The following is a 13,828-nucleotide window of genomic DNA, read 5'->3' on the forward strand; positions in this document are numbered from 1 at the left end:
CCTGATGCCCCCGATGTTCCTCCGCCGGCTCGCGCGACGCCTCGCACCGCTCGCACCGCGCCTGGTCCCAGGCCTCCTCGTTCCGCTCGCCGTCGGCGCCGGCGCCGGCGCTGGAGGGTGCTTCTCCGAGGCGCCCACCTTCATGGGGGAGCCCGCCACCGGCACGGGCCCCGTCGTTCGCTTCGACGTTTTCAATAAACCTTTTGCGGAGATACCTCTCCCGAACGACTTCGCCACCCGCTACGACGAGACCTCGCCCACGCGGCGGAGGCTCAACGCCAGCGTGCTCGCCGGGCCCACGGCGTGGGAGCAGGCGACGCGCGCCGAGCTGAACAAGCTCTCCGGCTGGGGGACCCTCGCGCCGCTCGCGGTGAGCTTCACGGCGCCTATCGATCCCGAGGTGATCATCAAGCGGCACCACGGCGATCGCTTCGACACCCGCGACGACGCCGTGCTCGTGCTCGACGTGACGCGGGGCTCGCCCGGCTTCTGCCAAGCGGTGCCGCTCGACCTCGGCCAGGGCAACTACCCGCAGGTGCTCCACGAGACCAACGTGTTCGAGTCGGATCCTCGCGCGGGCCTCCAGACCCTCGTGTTCGACGAGACCGAGGAAGACACGAACGCCAACGGCGTGCTCGACCCCGGCGAGGACACCGACGGCGACGGCGTGCTCGACCACCCCAACACGCGCGACGGGCGCCCCATGCACCCGGGCTCTCAGGTGCTCGACTTCTACGAGCGCGAGACGAACACGCTCATCATGAAGCCCGTGATGCCCATGCGCGAGGCCACCACCTACGCCGCGGTGCTCACGAAGCGCCTCGTCTCGCCCGCGGGGGAGAGCGTGCGCTCGCCGTTCGGGGGCGTCCATCACGTCGAACAAGGACCGGCCCTCGCGCCGCTGCCCGAGTGCCTCGGCCGCCACGGCCTCGCGCTGCCCGACGTCGCGTTCGCGTGGACCTTCACCACCCAGAGCATCTCGAACGACTACCGCCTCGTGCGCGACGGCCTCTACGGAGTGGGCCCGCTCGCGAAGCTCGCCACCGATTTCCCCGCGACGCCGTCGCGCCTCGACGACGTGCACGACCCGGGCCCCGGCGTGACCATGCCGAAGCTCGCGCCGATGAGCGACTTCATCCCGCTCGCGCTCGATCTGTTCGCGCTGACGGGCTCGTCGAAGGAAGAGGCCGCCGTCTTCGAGGCGACGATGAAGACGGTGGACTACGTGGTGGCGGGCGCGATCAAGTCGCCGCAGTTCTTCCCGCGGAGCGACGCCGCGGGCAAGGCGCTCCCGCTCTACAAGCAGGTGTGGAATCTAGACGCCCCGCCGCGCTCCGAGGAGGTGCCCTATTGGCTGTTCGTGCCGAAGAAGCGCTCGGGGCCGGTCCCCGTCGCGATCTTCATCCACGGCCATAGCGGCAGCAAGTTCGACGCGCTGCCGTTCGCGGGGCTGCTCGCGAGCTACGGCATCGCCACCCTCGGCCTCGACGGACCCAGCCACGGCGTCGGCGTGACGAGCGTGCAGCTCGGCCTCGTGCGAGGCTTCTTCAAGAAGGCCCGCCTCGCCGGTCTCGGGGAGTCGCTCATCCTCGGTCGCGCCGCCGACCTGACGGGCGACGGCAACGTGGACTCCGGCGACGACTTCTGGACCGCGTACGTCTTCCACACGCGCGACATGGTCCGTCAGACCATCGTCGACGCGATGCAGGTCGTGCGCACCCTCCGCGGCTTCGACGGCAAGGCACGGTGGGCCTTCGACCCCGCCGGCCGCGGCGCGCCGGGGCTCGCGGGCGACTTCGACGGCGACGGCGTGGTCGACGTCGGCGGCGCGGCGCCGCTGCACGTGATCGGCGGCTCGCTCGGCGGCATCACGGGCGGCGTGTTCGCCGGGTTGGAGCCCGAGGTCGACGACGCGGTCTCGATCGTCCCGGGCGGCATGTTGAGCGAGATCGGCACGCGCTCCACCCTGCGCAACATCCGGAACGCGATGGTGCTCCGCGCGCTCGGGCCCATCTTCTACGCCGAGAAGGGCGCGCTCATGGCCCGCGTCAACCTGGGCCAGACGCAGGACATCCCGGTGAAGCTCCACGACCTTCCCGCGCTCGCCCCGAAGGACACGGTGGTCCTCCGCAACGGCAAGACCGGCGAGCACCGCTGCGCTCCGGTTCAGCCGAGCGGCACGTTCCGCGTCGCCATCGCGATGGACGAGGGCGATCCGCTAGAGCTCTCGGTCTACCGCGGGCCGGCCGCGCCGCGCCCGCGTGACGGGTGTGTGGTCCCGGCCGAGGCGCCGTACGTCAAGGTCACGACGTTCGGCTACGAGGTCGCGATCGGCGACAAGCTCTTCGCCGCGGGCTCGCCCCTCGTGGCGCCCACGGATGGCTTCGGGCAGCGCCGCGCCACGCCCGATCTCCGCCGCTTCCTCGGCCTCTCGCAGATCGCGCTCGACGCGGCCGACCCCATGAACTGGGCGCCCTACTGGGACGGCACCCGCACGATGACGTACGGCACGGGCGCCACCGTGGAGACCCGCGTGCTCATGGCGCCCTCGGTGGGCGATCCGGGGGTGGCCATCGCGGGCGGCGTGGCCATGGCCCGCGCCGCGGGCTTCGTGGAGTACGACCGCGACGATCCGCGCTACGGCAAGCCGCAGAACCAGGTGCTCATCGACACGGGCACGGTCGAAGGGACCTACCGCCTCGGTCGCCACCGCGACAGCAAGGGCAACCCCGTTCTGATGGACGTGGAGAACCTCGCGTCGATCGTCCCCGCGCCCGACGGCTTCGACGTGCCGCGCCTCGCGCCGCCCCTCCGGCTCGTCCGCAAGGGCGCCGACGGCGGCTTCAGCGGCGTCCTCTTCCCGATGCTGAGCCCCAAGGGCAAGCACGGCTTCGCGAGCCCCGATCCCACGAAGCCTTTCGACCTCGGTACGTATCTCCTCAACATCATGGGGAGATACATGCAGACGAGCGGGCGAGAGCTGTCCCTCGACAAGTGCCAGGCCACCTCGGCGTGCCCGTGGGAGACCCTCCCGCTCAAGTAGCGGAGGAGCAGAGCGTGGAGCGCGAACGCCATGGGCTCGACGAATCTTGCGAGTCTGAGGAGTCCGAGGAGGGGACGCACCGACGAGCCCCCCGCGCCGTGGGCCCGACGGCATGCGGGGCGCGATCTGCCAAAAGTCATGGCACTCGCCCAAACGGCTCGCACCATCGCAGGATGCGCAGCTCGCTTTCCCACTGGGCACTCCTCTTGGCCGCTCTAGGGCTCGCGGCAGGTTGCAAGGGCGAGGTCGCTGCAAGCGAAGACGGGGGGAACGCCGGGCAACCGGACGGCGGGATGGACGCCGCGGCGGTCCTCGCCGACGGAGGAGCCTTCGACGCCACAACGGACGCAGGTCCTATCGACTCCAGCTCGCCGATCGACGCCGGCTCGCCCGCCGACACGGGGCCGCCCAACGCCTGTAGGGCGGCGGGGGGGAGCTGCGTCGCGGAGGACGCGGGCACCTGCGCGACGGGCCTCGTCGGGGGCACAGCCTACTCCTGCGGCGGAGCGGGCCTCGAGTGCTGTCTGCCGCGCGGGACGCCCCCCACGTGTAACGCCATCGGCACGAAGAGCGAGGGCTGGTACGAACCGAGTGGTAAGCTTGTCTGCTTCGCACAGTGCGCGGCCGCGGCGGTCACCTGCGAGGCCATTGGGTCGCGGAGCGAGGGCTGGTACGCGACCCCAGCGACCGCCGCGTGCCCGCCCGGTGTGCCCCGCCTCGTGCAGTGGACTGACTGCTCGCCCTAGAGCGCCGAACCGCTTGATTCGGCCGGCTTTTCGCCGATTTACGTCGCCGTACTTCGTGCTCCTCCTCGCCTAGCAGCAGTAGGACTCGTCGTCGCGCCTCGCACGGCTCGCAACTCGGCGAAAATCCTCGCTCATCACCCAGGCGCCGAACGGCGGCGCGGCCGGCGGCTCGACGGCCCCTACGCCGAGCAAGGTCCGGCGCGGCCACGGGGCTCTCGCACGCGGCTGGGCTCGTCCTCGGTCTGCGCCGTCGGCGCGCGGCCGCGTGGGGGGGGCTCGCCCCGCCCCTGAGCCGCGCGGGGGCGACGGTGACCTTGAGCCCGTAAGCCGGGCCGCGCGCTTGTGTCGCGCCCGCCCACATGCCACCGTCTCGCATGCTCCCGGCCGCGATCGTCTGCTTCGGTGAGGTCCTCTGGGACATCTTCGATCTCGATCCGCCACCTCTCGGGGCGCGGCTCGTGCGGGTCATCGGCGGCGCCCCTGCGAACGTGGCGACCGTGCTCGCGCGCCTTGGGGTGCGCGTGCGCCTCGTAGGGGGGGTGGGGCGCGATCGCTTTGGCGAAGAGCTGTGCGCCGCGCTCGCGGCCGAGGGCGTCGACGTTGGCCACATGGTGAAGCTGCCCCAGCGAACGGGGCTCGCGTTCGTGCGTCGCGACGCGGCGGGCGAGCCGAGCTTCCTCTTCTACCGCCAGGGCACGGCCGACGTGTCGGTGGGCGCGCGCGACGTGACGCCGGCGATGGGGCGCGCCGCGCTCGGCCTCGTGGGCACGAGCACGCTGATGACCCCGAGGCTCCGAGGCGCGACCTCCGCGTTCGCGCGTGCGCTCGAGCGAGCGGGCGGCGCGCTCGTGGTCGACCTCAACGTTCGCGCCCACATGTGGAACGATCACGAGGAGATGCGCGAACGCGTAGGCGCGCTCGTTGGGCGGGCCGCGCTCATCAAGGCGTCGGAGGGGGACCTCGTGGCGCTCGCCAGCGGAGCCCCATCGAAGTCGCGGTCGAGGCGCATCGCGTACGGCGCAGCGTGGCTTCGCGAGCGCGCGCCTCGCGCGACGACGGTGTTCACGCGCGCGGGCGGGCCAGCCAGCGTGGTCGGGGCGGTCGGCGAGGTCTCCGTGCCTCCGCCCGTGGCCCACGCGCCCTGCGTCGACGCGACCGGCGCGGGGGACGCGTTCATCGCGGGGGTGATGGCCGCGCTCGTGGCGGCCAGGGCGCTCCCGGGCGCGCCGGGCTTCGCTGACGCTGCCGTGTGGCGCGAGGCGCTCGCCCTCGGGCACAGGCTCGGTCGGAAGGCGATCTCGCGGCCCGGCGCCGTCACCGGGGTGGTCGCCTTGTCCGCGTGCCACCGCGCCCTCGCGAGGCTGTCGCGCCGGCGCGAGGGTGGGGCCACGCAGGCCGCGCGCCGCGACGGGACTTGACGCGCTTGACCCGGCGGAGCGAAGTGGGCCATTTGGGGCCGTCGCGCCAGAGCGCGACGAGCCTGACGAGCGTGACGAGCGTGACGAGCGTGACGAGCGTGACGAGCGTGACGAGCGTGACGAGCGTGAGCTCATCGAGCGCCCCGAGGACGAGAACCCCATGAGAGATCCACGCACGAAGGCGCGCGCCATTCGCTCCCCGCGAGGCGGTCGAACGACCGAGATCGACTGGGCCGACGGCCACAAGGGCGTCTACCCGCACCGCGTGCTGCGCGGATTCTGCCCGTGCGCGGGCTGCCAGGGGCACTCCGGCACGATCGCGTTCCTGCCCCCCTCCGACCTGCAGCTCGAGCTCGAGGGGCTCGATCCCGTCGGAAACTACGCGCTCTGCTTGCGCTGGTTCGACGGTCACGCGAGCGGCCTCTACTCGTACACGTACCTGCGCGCCCTGTGTCAGTGCGCGGAGTGTAGGCCGCAAGGCGAGGCGGCGGTGGGCGAGGAGATGCCTCGCCTGTGAGCGAGACCCCCGCGCCCGACGAGGCGCTCGCCGCGCAGCCGGCGGCCGAGCCGGCTGACGCGACAGCTGCGGTCGACGCGCCGGGCGAGGCGGGCGAGGCGGGCGTCGCCCCGAGCCCGCCGGAGGGCGAGGCGGGCACACCGCCTGCCGAGGAGCCGTCCGTCGAGGCTCCCGCGCTCGAGACCCCGCTCGAGGCCCCGCCCGACGCTCCACCTGCGGAGGTCTCCGATCCGGCGCAGCAGGCGTCCGATGTCGTCGCGCGGGGCGACGCCGAGCGCGGCAAGCTCGCGCGGCGCGCGGCCATCGTGGGGGCGGGCACGCTCGCCTCGCGCCTCCTCGGGCTCGCGCGCGACGTCGCGCTCGCCGCGATGTTCACGCGCGCCGAGACCGACGCGTTCTTCACCGCCTTCCGCATCCCGAACGCGCTCCGCCAGCTGCTCGGCGAGGGGGCGGTGTCGAGCGCCGTGGTCCCTGTGCTCGCGAAGAAGCTCGAGACGGAGGGCGAGGAGCCCGCGAGGGACTTCTTCGCGAAGGCGCGCGGTGTCTCGCTTCTGGCGCTTGCGGTCGTCACCGTGCTCGGCATGCTGCTCGCCGAGCCGCTCACCGAGCTCTTCGCGGGCGGCTACCACGCTCAGCCTGGGCAGTTCGAGCGCACCGTGTCGCTCACCCGTTCGGTGTTCCCGTACATCTTCTTCATGGGCTCGGCGGCCCTCGGCATGGCCGCGCTCAACGCCAACAAGCGCTTCGCGGTCGCCGCGTTCGCGCCGGCGCTGCTCAACGTGGCGTTCCTGATCGCGGCGTTCGTGCTGCCGGCGGTCTTCCTGTCGCTGGGGGTCGACGCCGCGCAGGCCATCGTGGCGGGCGCCTTGCTGGGCGGGGTGCTCCAGGTGGCCGCCCAGTGGCCGTCGCTGCGCAAGCTCGGCTACGCCGGCCTCCCGCAGATAGATTTCAACGACCCGGCCGTGCGCGACATGCTCCGGCGCATGGGCCCCATGGCCTTCGGACTCGGTGTATACTACATCGACATGATCCTCTCGACGCGCTTCCTGTCCGAGCTCGGGCCGGGCGCGCAGAGCTACTTCATGTGGGCGAGCCGCCTGTGCGACTTCCCCCAGGGCATCTTCGTGCTCGCGCTCTCCACCGCGTCGCTCCCCTCGCTCGCGGGGTTCGCGGCGCGCGGCGAGATGGCCGAGCTCGAGAAGACCTACGCGCACGGAATGAAGCTCTCGCTGTTCGTGGCGATCCCCTCGAGCGTGGCCCTGATGGCCCTCGCCGAGCCCCTCATCGTGCTGCTGTTTCAGCGCGGGCACTTCCAGCAGGAGGCCTCGCACGAGACGGCGCGCGCGCTGCTCTGGCAGGGCGGGGCGGTGTGGACCGTGGCCGCGGTGAGACAGATCGTCCCAGTGTACTACGCGCTCGGGGACACCCGCACCCCGGTGGTCGTGAGCGCGCTCGACCTGCTCGCGTTCATCGCGCTCGCGCTCGCGCTGCGGGGGCCGCTCGGGCACGTCGGCGTGAGCGTGGCCGTCGCCGGCTCGAGCTTCGTGCAGATGGCGCTCTTGCTCGTGTTTCTTCGGCGCAAGCTCGCCGACACGCGGCTCGGCGACATCGCGCGGTCGGCTGGGAAGAGCCTCCTCGCCGCGATCGTCGCCGGGGTCGGCGGGGCGCACGCCGCCGAGCTCGTGGCCGGCGTGGCGGGCGAGGGGACCGTGGCGCGGCTGCTGCCCGGGCTTGGCGGCGCGGTCGTGTTCGCGGGGCTCTACGTGCTCGCGGCGTACGGCCTCCGCTCCGCCGAGCTCGAGGGGCTCACCGCGGGTGTGCGGCGGCGGCTCGCGCGAGGCGCCAGGGCCGCTTGACTTCGTCCGCGCGGAGCCCGGAGGGCGTGATCCCATCAGCGACCTTTGAAATGGTGGCCGCGTGCTCTAGAACCCGCGCATGAACCTGGAAGTGAGCCCCGTAGGGGCGAACGAAGGCCTATGGCGACCCCGAGCCGCAGGCGAGGTGTCGACATGAACGCGCCCATGAAGCCGAGCCCCCAAGAGACGCGCGTGGTCGCCGCCGAGTTCGCGGCCGGGGCGACGAACGTCGAGGGGCTGCCCGCGCCCGTCGCGCCCGAGATCGCCTTCGCCGGCCGCTCGAACGTGGGCAAGTCGTCGCTCATGAACGCCCTGATGGGCCGCCGAAACCTGGTGCGAACGAGCAACACGCCGGGCTGCACGCGGCAGCTCAACGTCTTCAGCGCGAAGCTCGCCGACGGCCTCGCCGTGCACCTCGTCGACCTCCCGGGGTACGGCTACGCGAAGCGCTCGAAGAGCGAGTTCAAGGGCTGGGGCGCCATGCTCGAGGGCTACCTCCTCGAGCGTCCCACGCTGCGCGCGGTGTTCGTGCTCGTCGACGTGCGGCGCGGCGTCGAGCAGGAAGAGCGGGATCTGCTCGAGTTTCTCGCGTCGCCGCCCCGCGCGCAGCGCACCATGCCCGTGTCGGTCGTCGTGTGCGCCACCAAGGTCGACAAGCTCTCGGGCTCCGCGCAGAAGCCGGCGCTCGCCGCCCTGCGGAAGGAGAGCGGGCTCGAGGTGCTCGGCACGAGCGCGGAGACGCTGCTTGGTCGCGAGCAAATGTGGGAGCGCATCCGAAGGGCGGTGGCGGGGTGACGCCCCGGCGCGCTGCGTCGGTCACGGTGGCCGCGTCGGCCGCCGTCGTCGCGATCTGCGCAGTCTTCGCGCTCACGGCGTGCCCGAAGCCGCCGGTCGAGGCGGCCATGGAGCACTGGTGCCCCGAGGGCTTCGAGGTCGGGCATGGCGACGTCTGCTTCGCGCTCCCCCCCACGCACGGGCCTCACACCGGCATCGTCGTGTACCTGCACGGGCACATGGAGGGCCGCGGTGACGCCGCCGAGTGGGCGGCCGCGCACGGGGTGGTCGCGCGTGGCTACGCGGTGGTCTTGCCACGTGGTCGCCGGGCGCTGTGCGCGCTGAAGGCGGGCCGTGAGGACGAGTTCTGCTGGCCCCACGGCGGCGATCCTGGCGAGATCCGCGCCGTCCTCGGGGACTGGGACCACACGCTCTGGCAGGTGAACGAGCTGCTCGAGGGCGCCGCGCACCCGCGGTTCGTGCTGGCGTCCGGCGAGGGCGCGACGTTCGCGGCCCGGCTCGCCCAGAGCGGTGCGTTCAAGGCCAAGGCCTTCGCCCTCGTCGGCGCGGGCGATGCGCCGGCCGAGCCCGGCGAGCCGACCCCGAGCCCACCCGCCGCGTCCGAGCGCCCTTCCGTCTTGCTCCTCGAGGGGCCCGAGGGTGAAAAGATCAATCGCCTTGACAAACGCCTCAGCGGCGCCGGCCTGCCGCTCGTCCGCTGCGCGCGGAGCGGGGCGACCACGCTGTCCACCCCCGACGTCGAGACCGCGCTCCGCTTCTTCCAGGGCGGCGGGGCCTTCGCGTGCGACGGCGCGGGGCGTCCCGCGCCGGCTCCCGCTCCCGCTCCCGTTCCCACGAAGACCGAGAAGCCTCGCGCGAAACGTTAGCCCGCGTGGCGCCTACGGCACGCGCGCGGACCTCTTCTCGAGCTCCGCCCCTCGACGCGCCACCGTCTCAGCGCTTCACGCCGGCGGTCGTCGGAGCACCACGGCCGAGGCGTTCCCGTAGAAGCCGAGCGACGTGACCACCACCGTGTCGATCTCGTCGGGCGCGTGTCCGGACACGACGGTCGCAGGTCGCGCGCCGGCGAACCACGCGAGCGCGGCGGCCATGCCGAACGCCCCGCCGGCGCCGAGGGTCTCGCCGAGCACGAGCTTGGGGGCCGCGATGCACACGCCGCCGCCGCCGCCGCTGCCGCCGCCGAAGACGCGCTCGAGGGCCACGCGCTCCGCTTCGTCGGCGCGGTGCAGGCCGGACAGGCTCGCGCACACGACGTCGACATCGGAGGGATCGAGCTTCGCGTCGCCGAGCGCATTCAGCACGGCGCGACCGAGCGCGTCGCCCGAGGGGCCGATGAGGGTCGACCCCTCCTCGGGCGCCTCGAAGGACGTGCCGTAGCCGACGATCTCCCCGAGCACGCGCGCACCCCGGGCGTGCGCGATTCGCTGCGGCTCCACCACGAGGAAGGCCGCGCCTTCGCCGAGCGACAGGTGCCCGACCTGGTGCCCGACCTGCCGCACGTGTTCGGGGTGATCGAGCGTGCCGAGCAGCGAGAACGCGAGGAACAGCGCCTCGTGCATCGCCTCGGCGCCGCCGACCAGGATCGCGTCGGCGCGCCCCTGGGCGAGGTGGATGTCGGCGCAGGCGACCGCGTCGAGCGCGCCGCAGTTGCCGTCCGAGATGGCCACGTTCAGCGCGCGCAGATCCTCCCAGATGCTCACGTAGCCGCTGGCCGAGTTGGCCACGGTGTTCGGGAACACGGCGGGGTTGATGTAGCGGGGGTCCTCCAGCTTCGCGACGCGGTTCAGCTCGGTGATGGCCTCGAGGCTCCCGTAGGCGTTCGAGCACACGACGCCCACGCGCTCGGCCGAGAGGGCGATGAAGGCGTTGTCGCGCTTCAGGGCCGCCTCGGCCAGCCCGAGGCGCGCTGCCACGACGGCGAGCTTGGTGAGGCGATCGAGCGTGCGAAGGCCCTTCGGGCCCAGGGTGCGGGCGGCGTCGAAGTCGGGCACCTCGAACGCGCGCGCGCCTGGGTACTTCGTGGGATCGATCGTCGTGAGCGCGCGTGGACCGGCGCCGGTGAGCGGCTGCGCCGAGCGCATCGCCTCCACGAAGGCCGACCAACCCACGCCGACGGTGGAGGTGATGCCCACCCCGGTGACCGCGCGAGGGAGCATCACAGCACCTCCCGGGTGGGCGGCTCGGGCAGCACCCCGGGTCGCGCGAAGCACGCCACGGCGTTGTAGCCACCGAACGCGAGCGAGTTGTTCAGCACGACGCTCGCCACACCGCCTGGCGCCGTGCGCGCCGCGTTCGCGACGACGTCCAGATCGCACTCGGGGTCCGGGGTCTCGTAGCCCGCCGTCGGGGGGAAGAGGCCGTTCTCCAGGGTGAACACGCACCCGACGGCCTCGATGGCGCTCGCCGCGCCCATGCAGTGTCCGATGAGGCTCTTCATGCTGCTGATGGGTACCCGTCGCCCGCCGAAGACCTCGCGCATCACCTTCGCCTCCGCGGCGTCGTTGGCCCGCGTGCCGGTGCCGTGGGCGTTCACGAAGTCGACGGCGTCGGGGGTGATGCCGGAGCGAGTGATCGCCTGCCGCATGGCCTCGATGCTGCCGACCGCCTCCGGGTGCGGCCGAGTGATGTGGTAGCCGTCGCAGGTGAGTCCGTAGCCGCCCACCTCCGCGCACGCCGTGGCGCCCCGCCGCACCGCGTGGGCCTCGCTCTCGAGGACGAGCACCGCCGCGCCCTCGCCCACGATGAGACCCTGGCGGTTCAGGTCGAACGGCTGGCAGCGCTGGTGCGCCATCGCCGCGAGCCGCGCGAAGCCCGAGTACTGCAGCTCCTGGAGGATCTCGGTGGCGCCTGCGAGCACGACGTCGGCGCGGCCCTGGCGGATGAGATCCGCGCCGAAGCCGATCGCGTAGTTGCCGGCCGCGCACGCCGCGGGCAGCGCGATGACGGCGCCCTCGGTGCCGAACGCGCGGGCGAGGTGGATGGGAAGCAGCGTGGAGCCGTATTTGGGCAGGTGCGCGCGCCGTACGGCCGAGACGCCGCGCGCGATCCAAGCGCGGTCGATGTCGCCGAGCACGTCCGCCTCGCCCATCGTCGTGCCGAGCACGACCGAGGTGCGCGGACCGCCGAGGTGGCTCGGGCGAATGCGCGCGTCCTCCACCGCCATGCGCGCCGCGGCGAGGGCCATCGCCGAGCAGCGCCCCATCCGCCGGGTCTCCGCCGCGGTGAGGTGGTCGCGGGCGTGGAAGGCCTTCACTTCGCCGCCGTAGTCGCGGCCGATGCGCGTGGTGTCGAACGACTCGACGCGCGAGATGCCGCTCTTACCCTCCGCGAGCGCCTCGAAGAACGCGCGACGCCCGAGGCCGATCGAGCTCACGACCCCGAGGCCGGTGACCAGCACGCGCGCCGGCGCGGCCGTGGGAGGCGGGCTTCGGGTGGGGTCGTCGGCGCTCATGGCGACACCTCTCTACCCCAACTCACGCGGCTTGCGTTGGGCGGCGTTCCGGTCCTTGGAGGACGGCGGGCAGGGCGGTGGGGGCTGGCGCGCGGGGCCCCACGCGGCCCCACGCGGCCGGCGCCCGACGACGCGTAAGAAGCTACGCGGCGGTGTGGAAATTACGCAGGAACGATGTGTGTTCGACAGCTTGCGTCAAGCCCGTCCGCAAAGTATTGGGAGCGCGACCGGGCACTCGTCCCCCGCGCGGGGCGGGACCCTCCACGGAGCCGAATGATCGACCCCCGACACGTACCGCCGACCCTGGTCGACGCCGTCAACGAGCTCGCGCGGAGCAGCGCGCTCGGGTTCACGTTCGCGCGGTCCGACGGGTCCGAGCGCCACATGCCCTTCGCCGAGATCCGTGAGGAGGCGCGGCGTCGCGCGTGTCACTTCGCCGCGCGGGGGCTCGTGAAGGGCGATCGCCTCGCGCTGGTCGTTCCCGATCCGGACGAGTTCGTGCTGTCGTTCCTCGGCGCGATCTTCGCGGGCGTCGTCCCCGTGCCGATGGTGCCCCAGCTCTCGTTCAAGAACGTGGAGACCTACCACGACACGGTGGCGCACATCGCGCGCGCCTCGGGCGCGAAGCTGCTGCTCACCACCGAGTCGACCCGCCCCTACGTGGCGCCCGCGGCCGAGCGCGTGGACACGCTCTTGGGCGTGCTGACCACCTCCGAGCTCACCGACCCGATGGCCGGCGAGGTCGACGCGCGCGTGGGCGGCGCGGACGTGTGCTTCCTCCAGTTCACCTCCGGGAGCACCTCGAAGCCGAAGGGGGTGGTGGTCACCCACAACAACCTCGCCTGGAACTCCGAGAGCTTCATGGTCCACGGCCTCGAGAAGGACTCGTCCTTCGACAAGGGCGTGAGCTGGTTGCCGCTGTTTCACGACATGGGGCTCATCGGCTTCGTCATCGGGCCGCTGTTCACGAACATCCCCGTCGTGTTCCTTCCCACGGCGAGCTTCGTCCGCAACCCGCGCCTGTGGCTCGACACGATCCACAAGCACCGCGGCACCATCACGTACGCGCCCAACTTCGCCTACCAGCTCGTCGCCAAGCGCCTCAAGGAGCGCGACGTCGAGGGGTGGGATCTCTCGTGCATGCGGCGCACCGGCTGCGGGGCCGAGCCCATCCAGTCGCGCACGCTGCGCGAGTTCGCCGCGAAGCTCGCGCCCGCGGGCTTCGACCCGAAGAGCTTCATCCCTTCGTACGGCATGGCCGAGGCCACGCTGGCGGTCACCTTCACGCCCCTCGGGGCCGGGCTCCGCGCCGACCGCATCGACCCCAAGGCCCGCGAGCGCGAGCAGGCGGAGCCGAGCGACGCCGACGACGCCCACGAGCTCGTGAACTGCGGTCGCCCGTTCCCGGGGCACGAGCTGGCGATCGTCGACGCCGACGGCAAGCGCCTCGGGGACCGTCAGGTGGGGCAGATCGTCACGCGCGGACCCAGCGTGTGCCAGGGCTACTACCAAGAGCCCGAGCTCACCCAGGCCGCCTTCCAAGACGGCTGGCTCCAGACCGGCGACCTCGGTTACCTGGTGGACGGCGAGCTCTTCGTCTGCGGTCGCCTGAAGGACCTCATCATCGTCCGCGGTCGCAACTTCTATCCGAACGATCTCGAGTGGGTCGTGAGCGAGCTGCCGGGCGTCCGGCGCGGAAACGTCGTGGCCTTCAGCGTCGACGGTGAGTCAGGCGAGGAGCTCGTCATCTGCGCCGAGGCCTTCCAGAGCGAGGCGAAGGGCCTCCCCGAGGCCATCGCGCAAGCAGTGCTCGCGCACTTTGCGCTCAACGTGTACAAGGTCGTGATCGTGCCCCAGGGTACGCTGCCGCGGACGTCCAGCGGCAAGGCCCAGCGCCGCAAGACGAGGCAGCTCTTCCTCGAGGGGGCGCTCGACGCGGCACATCGTGTGCAAGGGCCTGGGGAGCCCGTCCCGGCCGCGGCGCCCTGACCCGGCACTCCGT

General features: G+C 72.4%; 10 protein-coding genes. 8 read left to right on the forward strand and 2 right to left on the reverse strand.

Translation table 11 applies throughout. The features are described 5' to 3' along the window. Positions 1 to 4 precede the first annotated feature (4 nt). From IPQ09_04225 to IPQ09_04255, 7 genes are all read left to right on the forward strand, one after another. Positions 5 to 3,043 (forward strand): hypothetical protein, encoded by a 3,039-nt coding sequence (locus IPQ09_04225; protein MBL0193426.1) that lies wholly within the window; start codon positions 5 to 7, stop codon positions 3,041 to 3,043. A gap of 173 nt (positions 3,044 to 3,216) precedes the next feature. Further along, positions 3,217 to 3,789: a hypothetical protein gene (locus IPQ09_04230; protein MBL0193427.1), complete on the forward strand. Its 573-nt coding sequence runs from the start codon at positions 3,217 to 3,219 to the stop codon at positions 3,787 to 3,789. Between the two features lie 359 nt (positions 3,790 to 4,148). Continuing rightward, a complete protein-coding gene (locus IPQ09_04235) occupies positions 4,149 to 5,207 on the forward strand; it encodes a carbohydrate kinase (GenBank protein MBL0193428.1) in 1,059 nt (352 codons plus the stop codon). 160 nt (positions 5,208 to 5,367) lie between these two features. Further along, entirely contained in the window at positions 5,368 to 5,724 is a 357-nt protein-coding gene (locus IPQ09_04240) for a DUF971 domain-containing protein (protein MBL0193429.1), read from the forward strand. Further along, positions 5,721 to 7,580, forward strand: coding sequence for a murein biosynthesis integral membrane protein MurJ (gene murJ / locus IPQ09_04245; protein ID MBL0193430.1), 1,860 nt, complete (start codon positions 5,721 to 5,723; stop codon positions 7,578 to 7,580). Before IPQ09_04240 ends, murJ begins: the two co-directional genes overlap by 4 nt. A gap of 153 nt (positions 7,581 to 7,733) precedes the next feature. Further along, a complete protein-coding gene (gene ysxC / locus IPQ09_04250) occupies positions 7,734 to 8,375 on the forward strand; it encodes a ribosome biogenesis GTP-binding protein YsxC (GenBank protein ID MBL0193431.1) in 642 nt (213 codons plus the stop codon). Continuing rightward, positions 8,372 to 9,241 (forward strand): hypothetical protein, encoded by an 870-nt coding sequence (locus IPQ09_04255; GenBank protein ID MBL0193432.1) that lies wholly within the window; start codon positions 8,372 to 8,374, stop codon positions 9,239 to 9,241. The genes ysxC and IPQ09_04255 overlap by 4 nt, the downstream gene beginning before the upstream one ends. 75 nt (positions 9,242 to 9,316) lie before the next feature. On the opposite strand, the gene IPQ09_04260 is transcribed toward IPQ09_04255, so the two are convergent. Both IPQ09_04260 and IPQ09_04265 read right to left on the reverse strand, forming a co-directional pair. Beyond that, the gene (locus IPQ09_04260) at positions 9,317 to 10,531 is read right to left on the reverse strand and encodes a hypothetical protein (protein MBL0193433.1); all 1,215 of its coding nucleotides are present in this window, start codon (positions 10,529 to 10,531) and stop codon (positions 9,317 to 9,319) included. After that, positions 10,531 to 11,826: a beta-ketoacyl-[acyl-carrier-protein] synthase family protein gene (locus IPQ09_04265; protein MBL0193434.1), complete on the reverse strand. Its 1,296-nt coding sequence runs from the start codon at positions 11,824 to 11,826 to the stop codon at positions 10,531 to 10,533. The genes IPQ09_04260 and IPQ09_04265 overlap by 1 nt, the downstream gene beginning before the upstream one ends. A 273-nt stretch (positions 11,827 to 12,099) precedes the next feature. On the opposite strand from IPQ09_04265, the gene IPQ09_04270 reads away from it, so the two are divergent. Next, positions 12,100 to 13,815, forward strand: coding sequence for a fatty acyl-AMP ligase (locus IPQ09_04270; protein ID MBL0193435.1), 1,716 nt, complete (start codon positions 12,100 to 12,102; stop codon positions 13,813 to 13,815). Positions 13,816 to 13,828: the final 13 nt, after the last annotated feature.

The organism is Myxococcales bacterium (assembly GCA_016720545.1).
Taxonomy (GTDB): domain Bacteria; phylum Myxococcota_A; class Polyangia; order Polyangiales; family Polyangiaceae; genus JAAFHV01.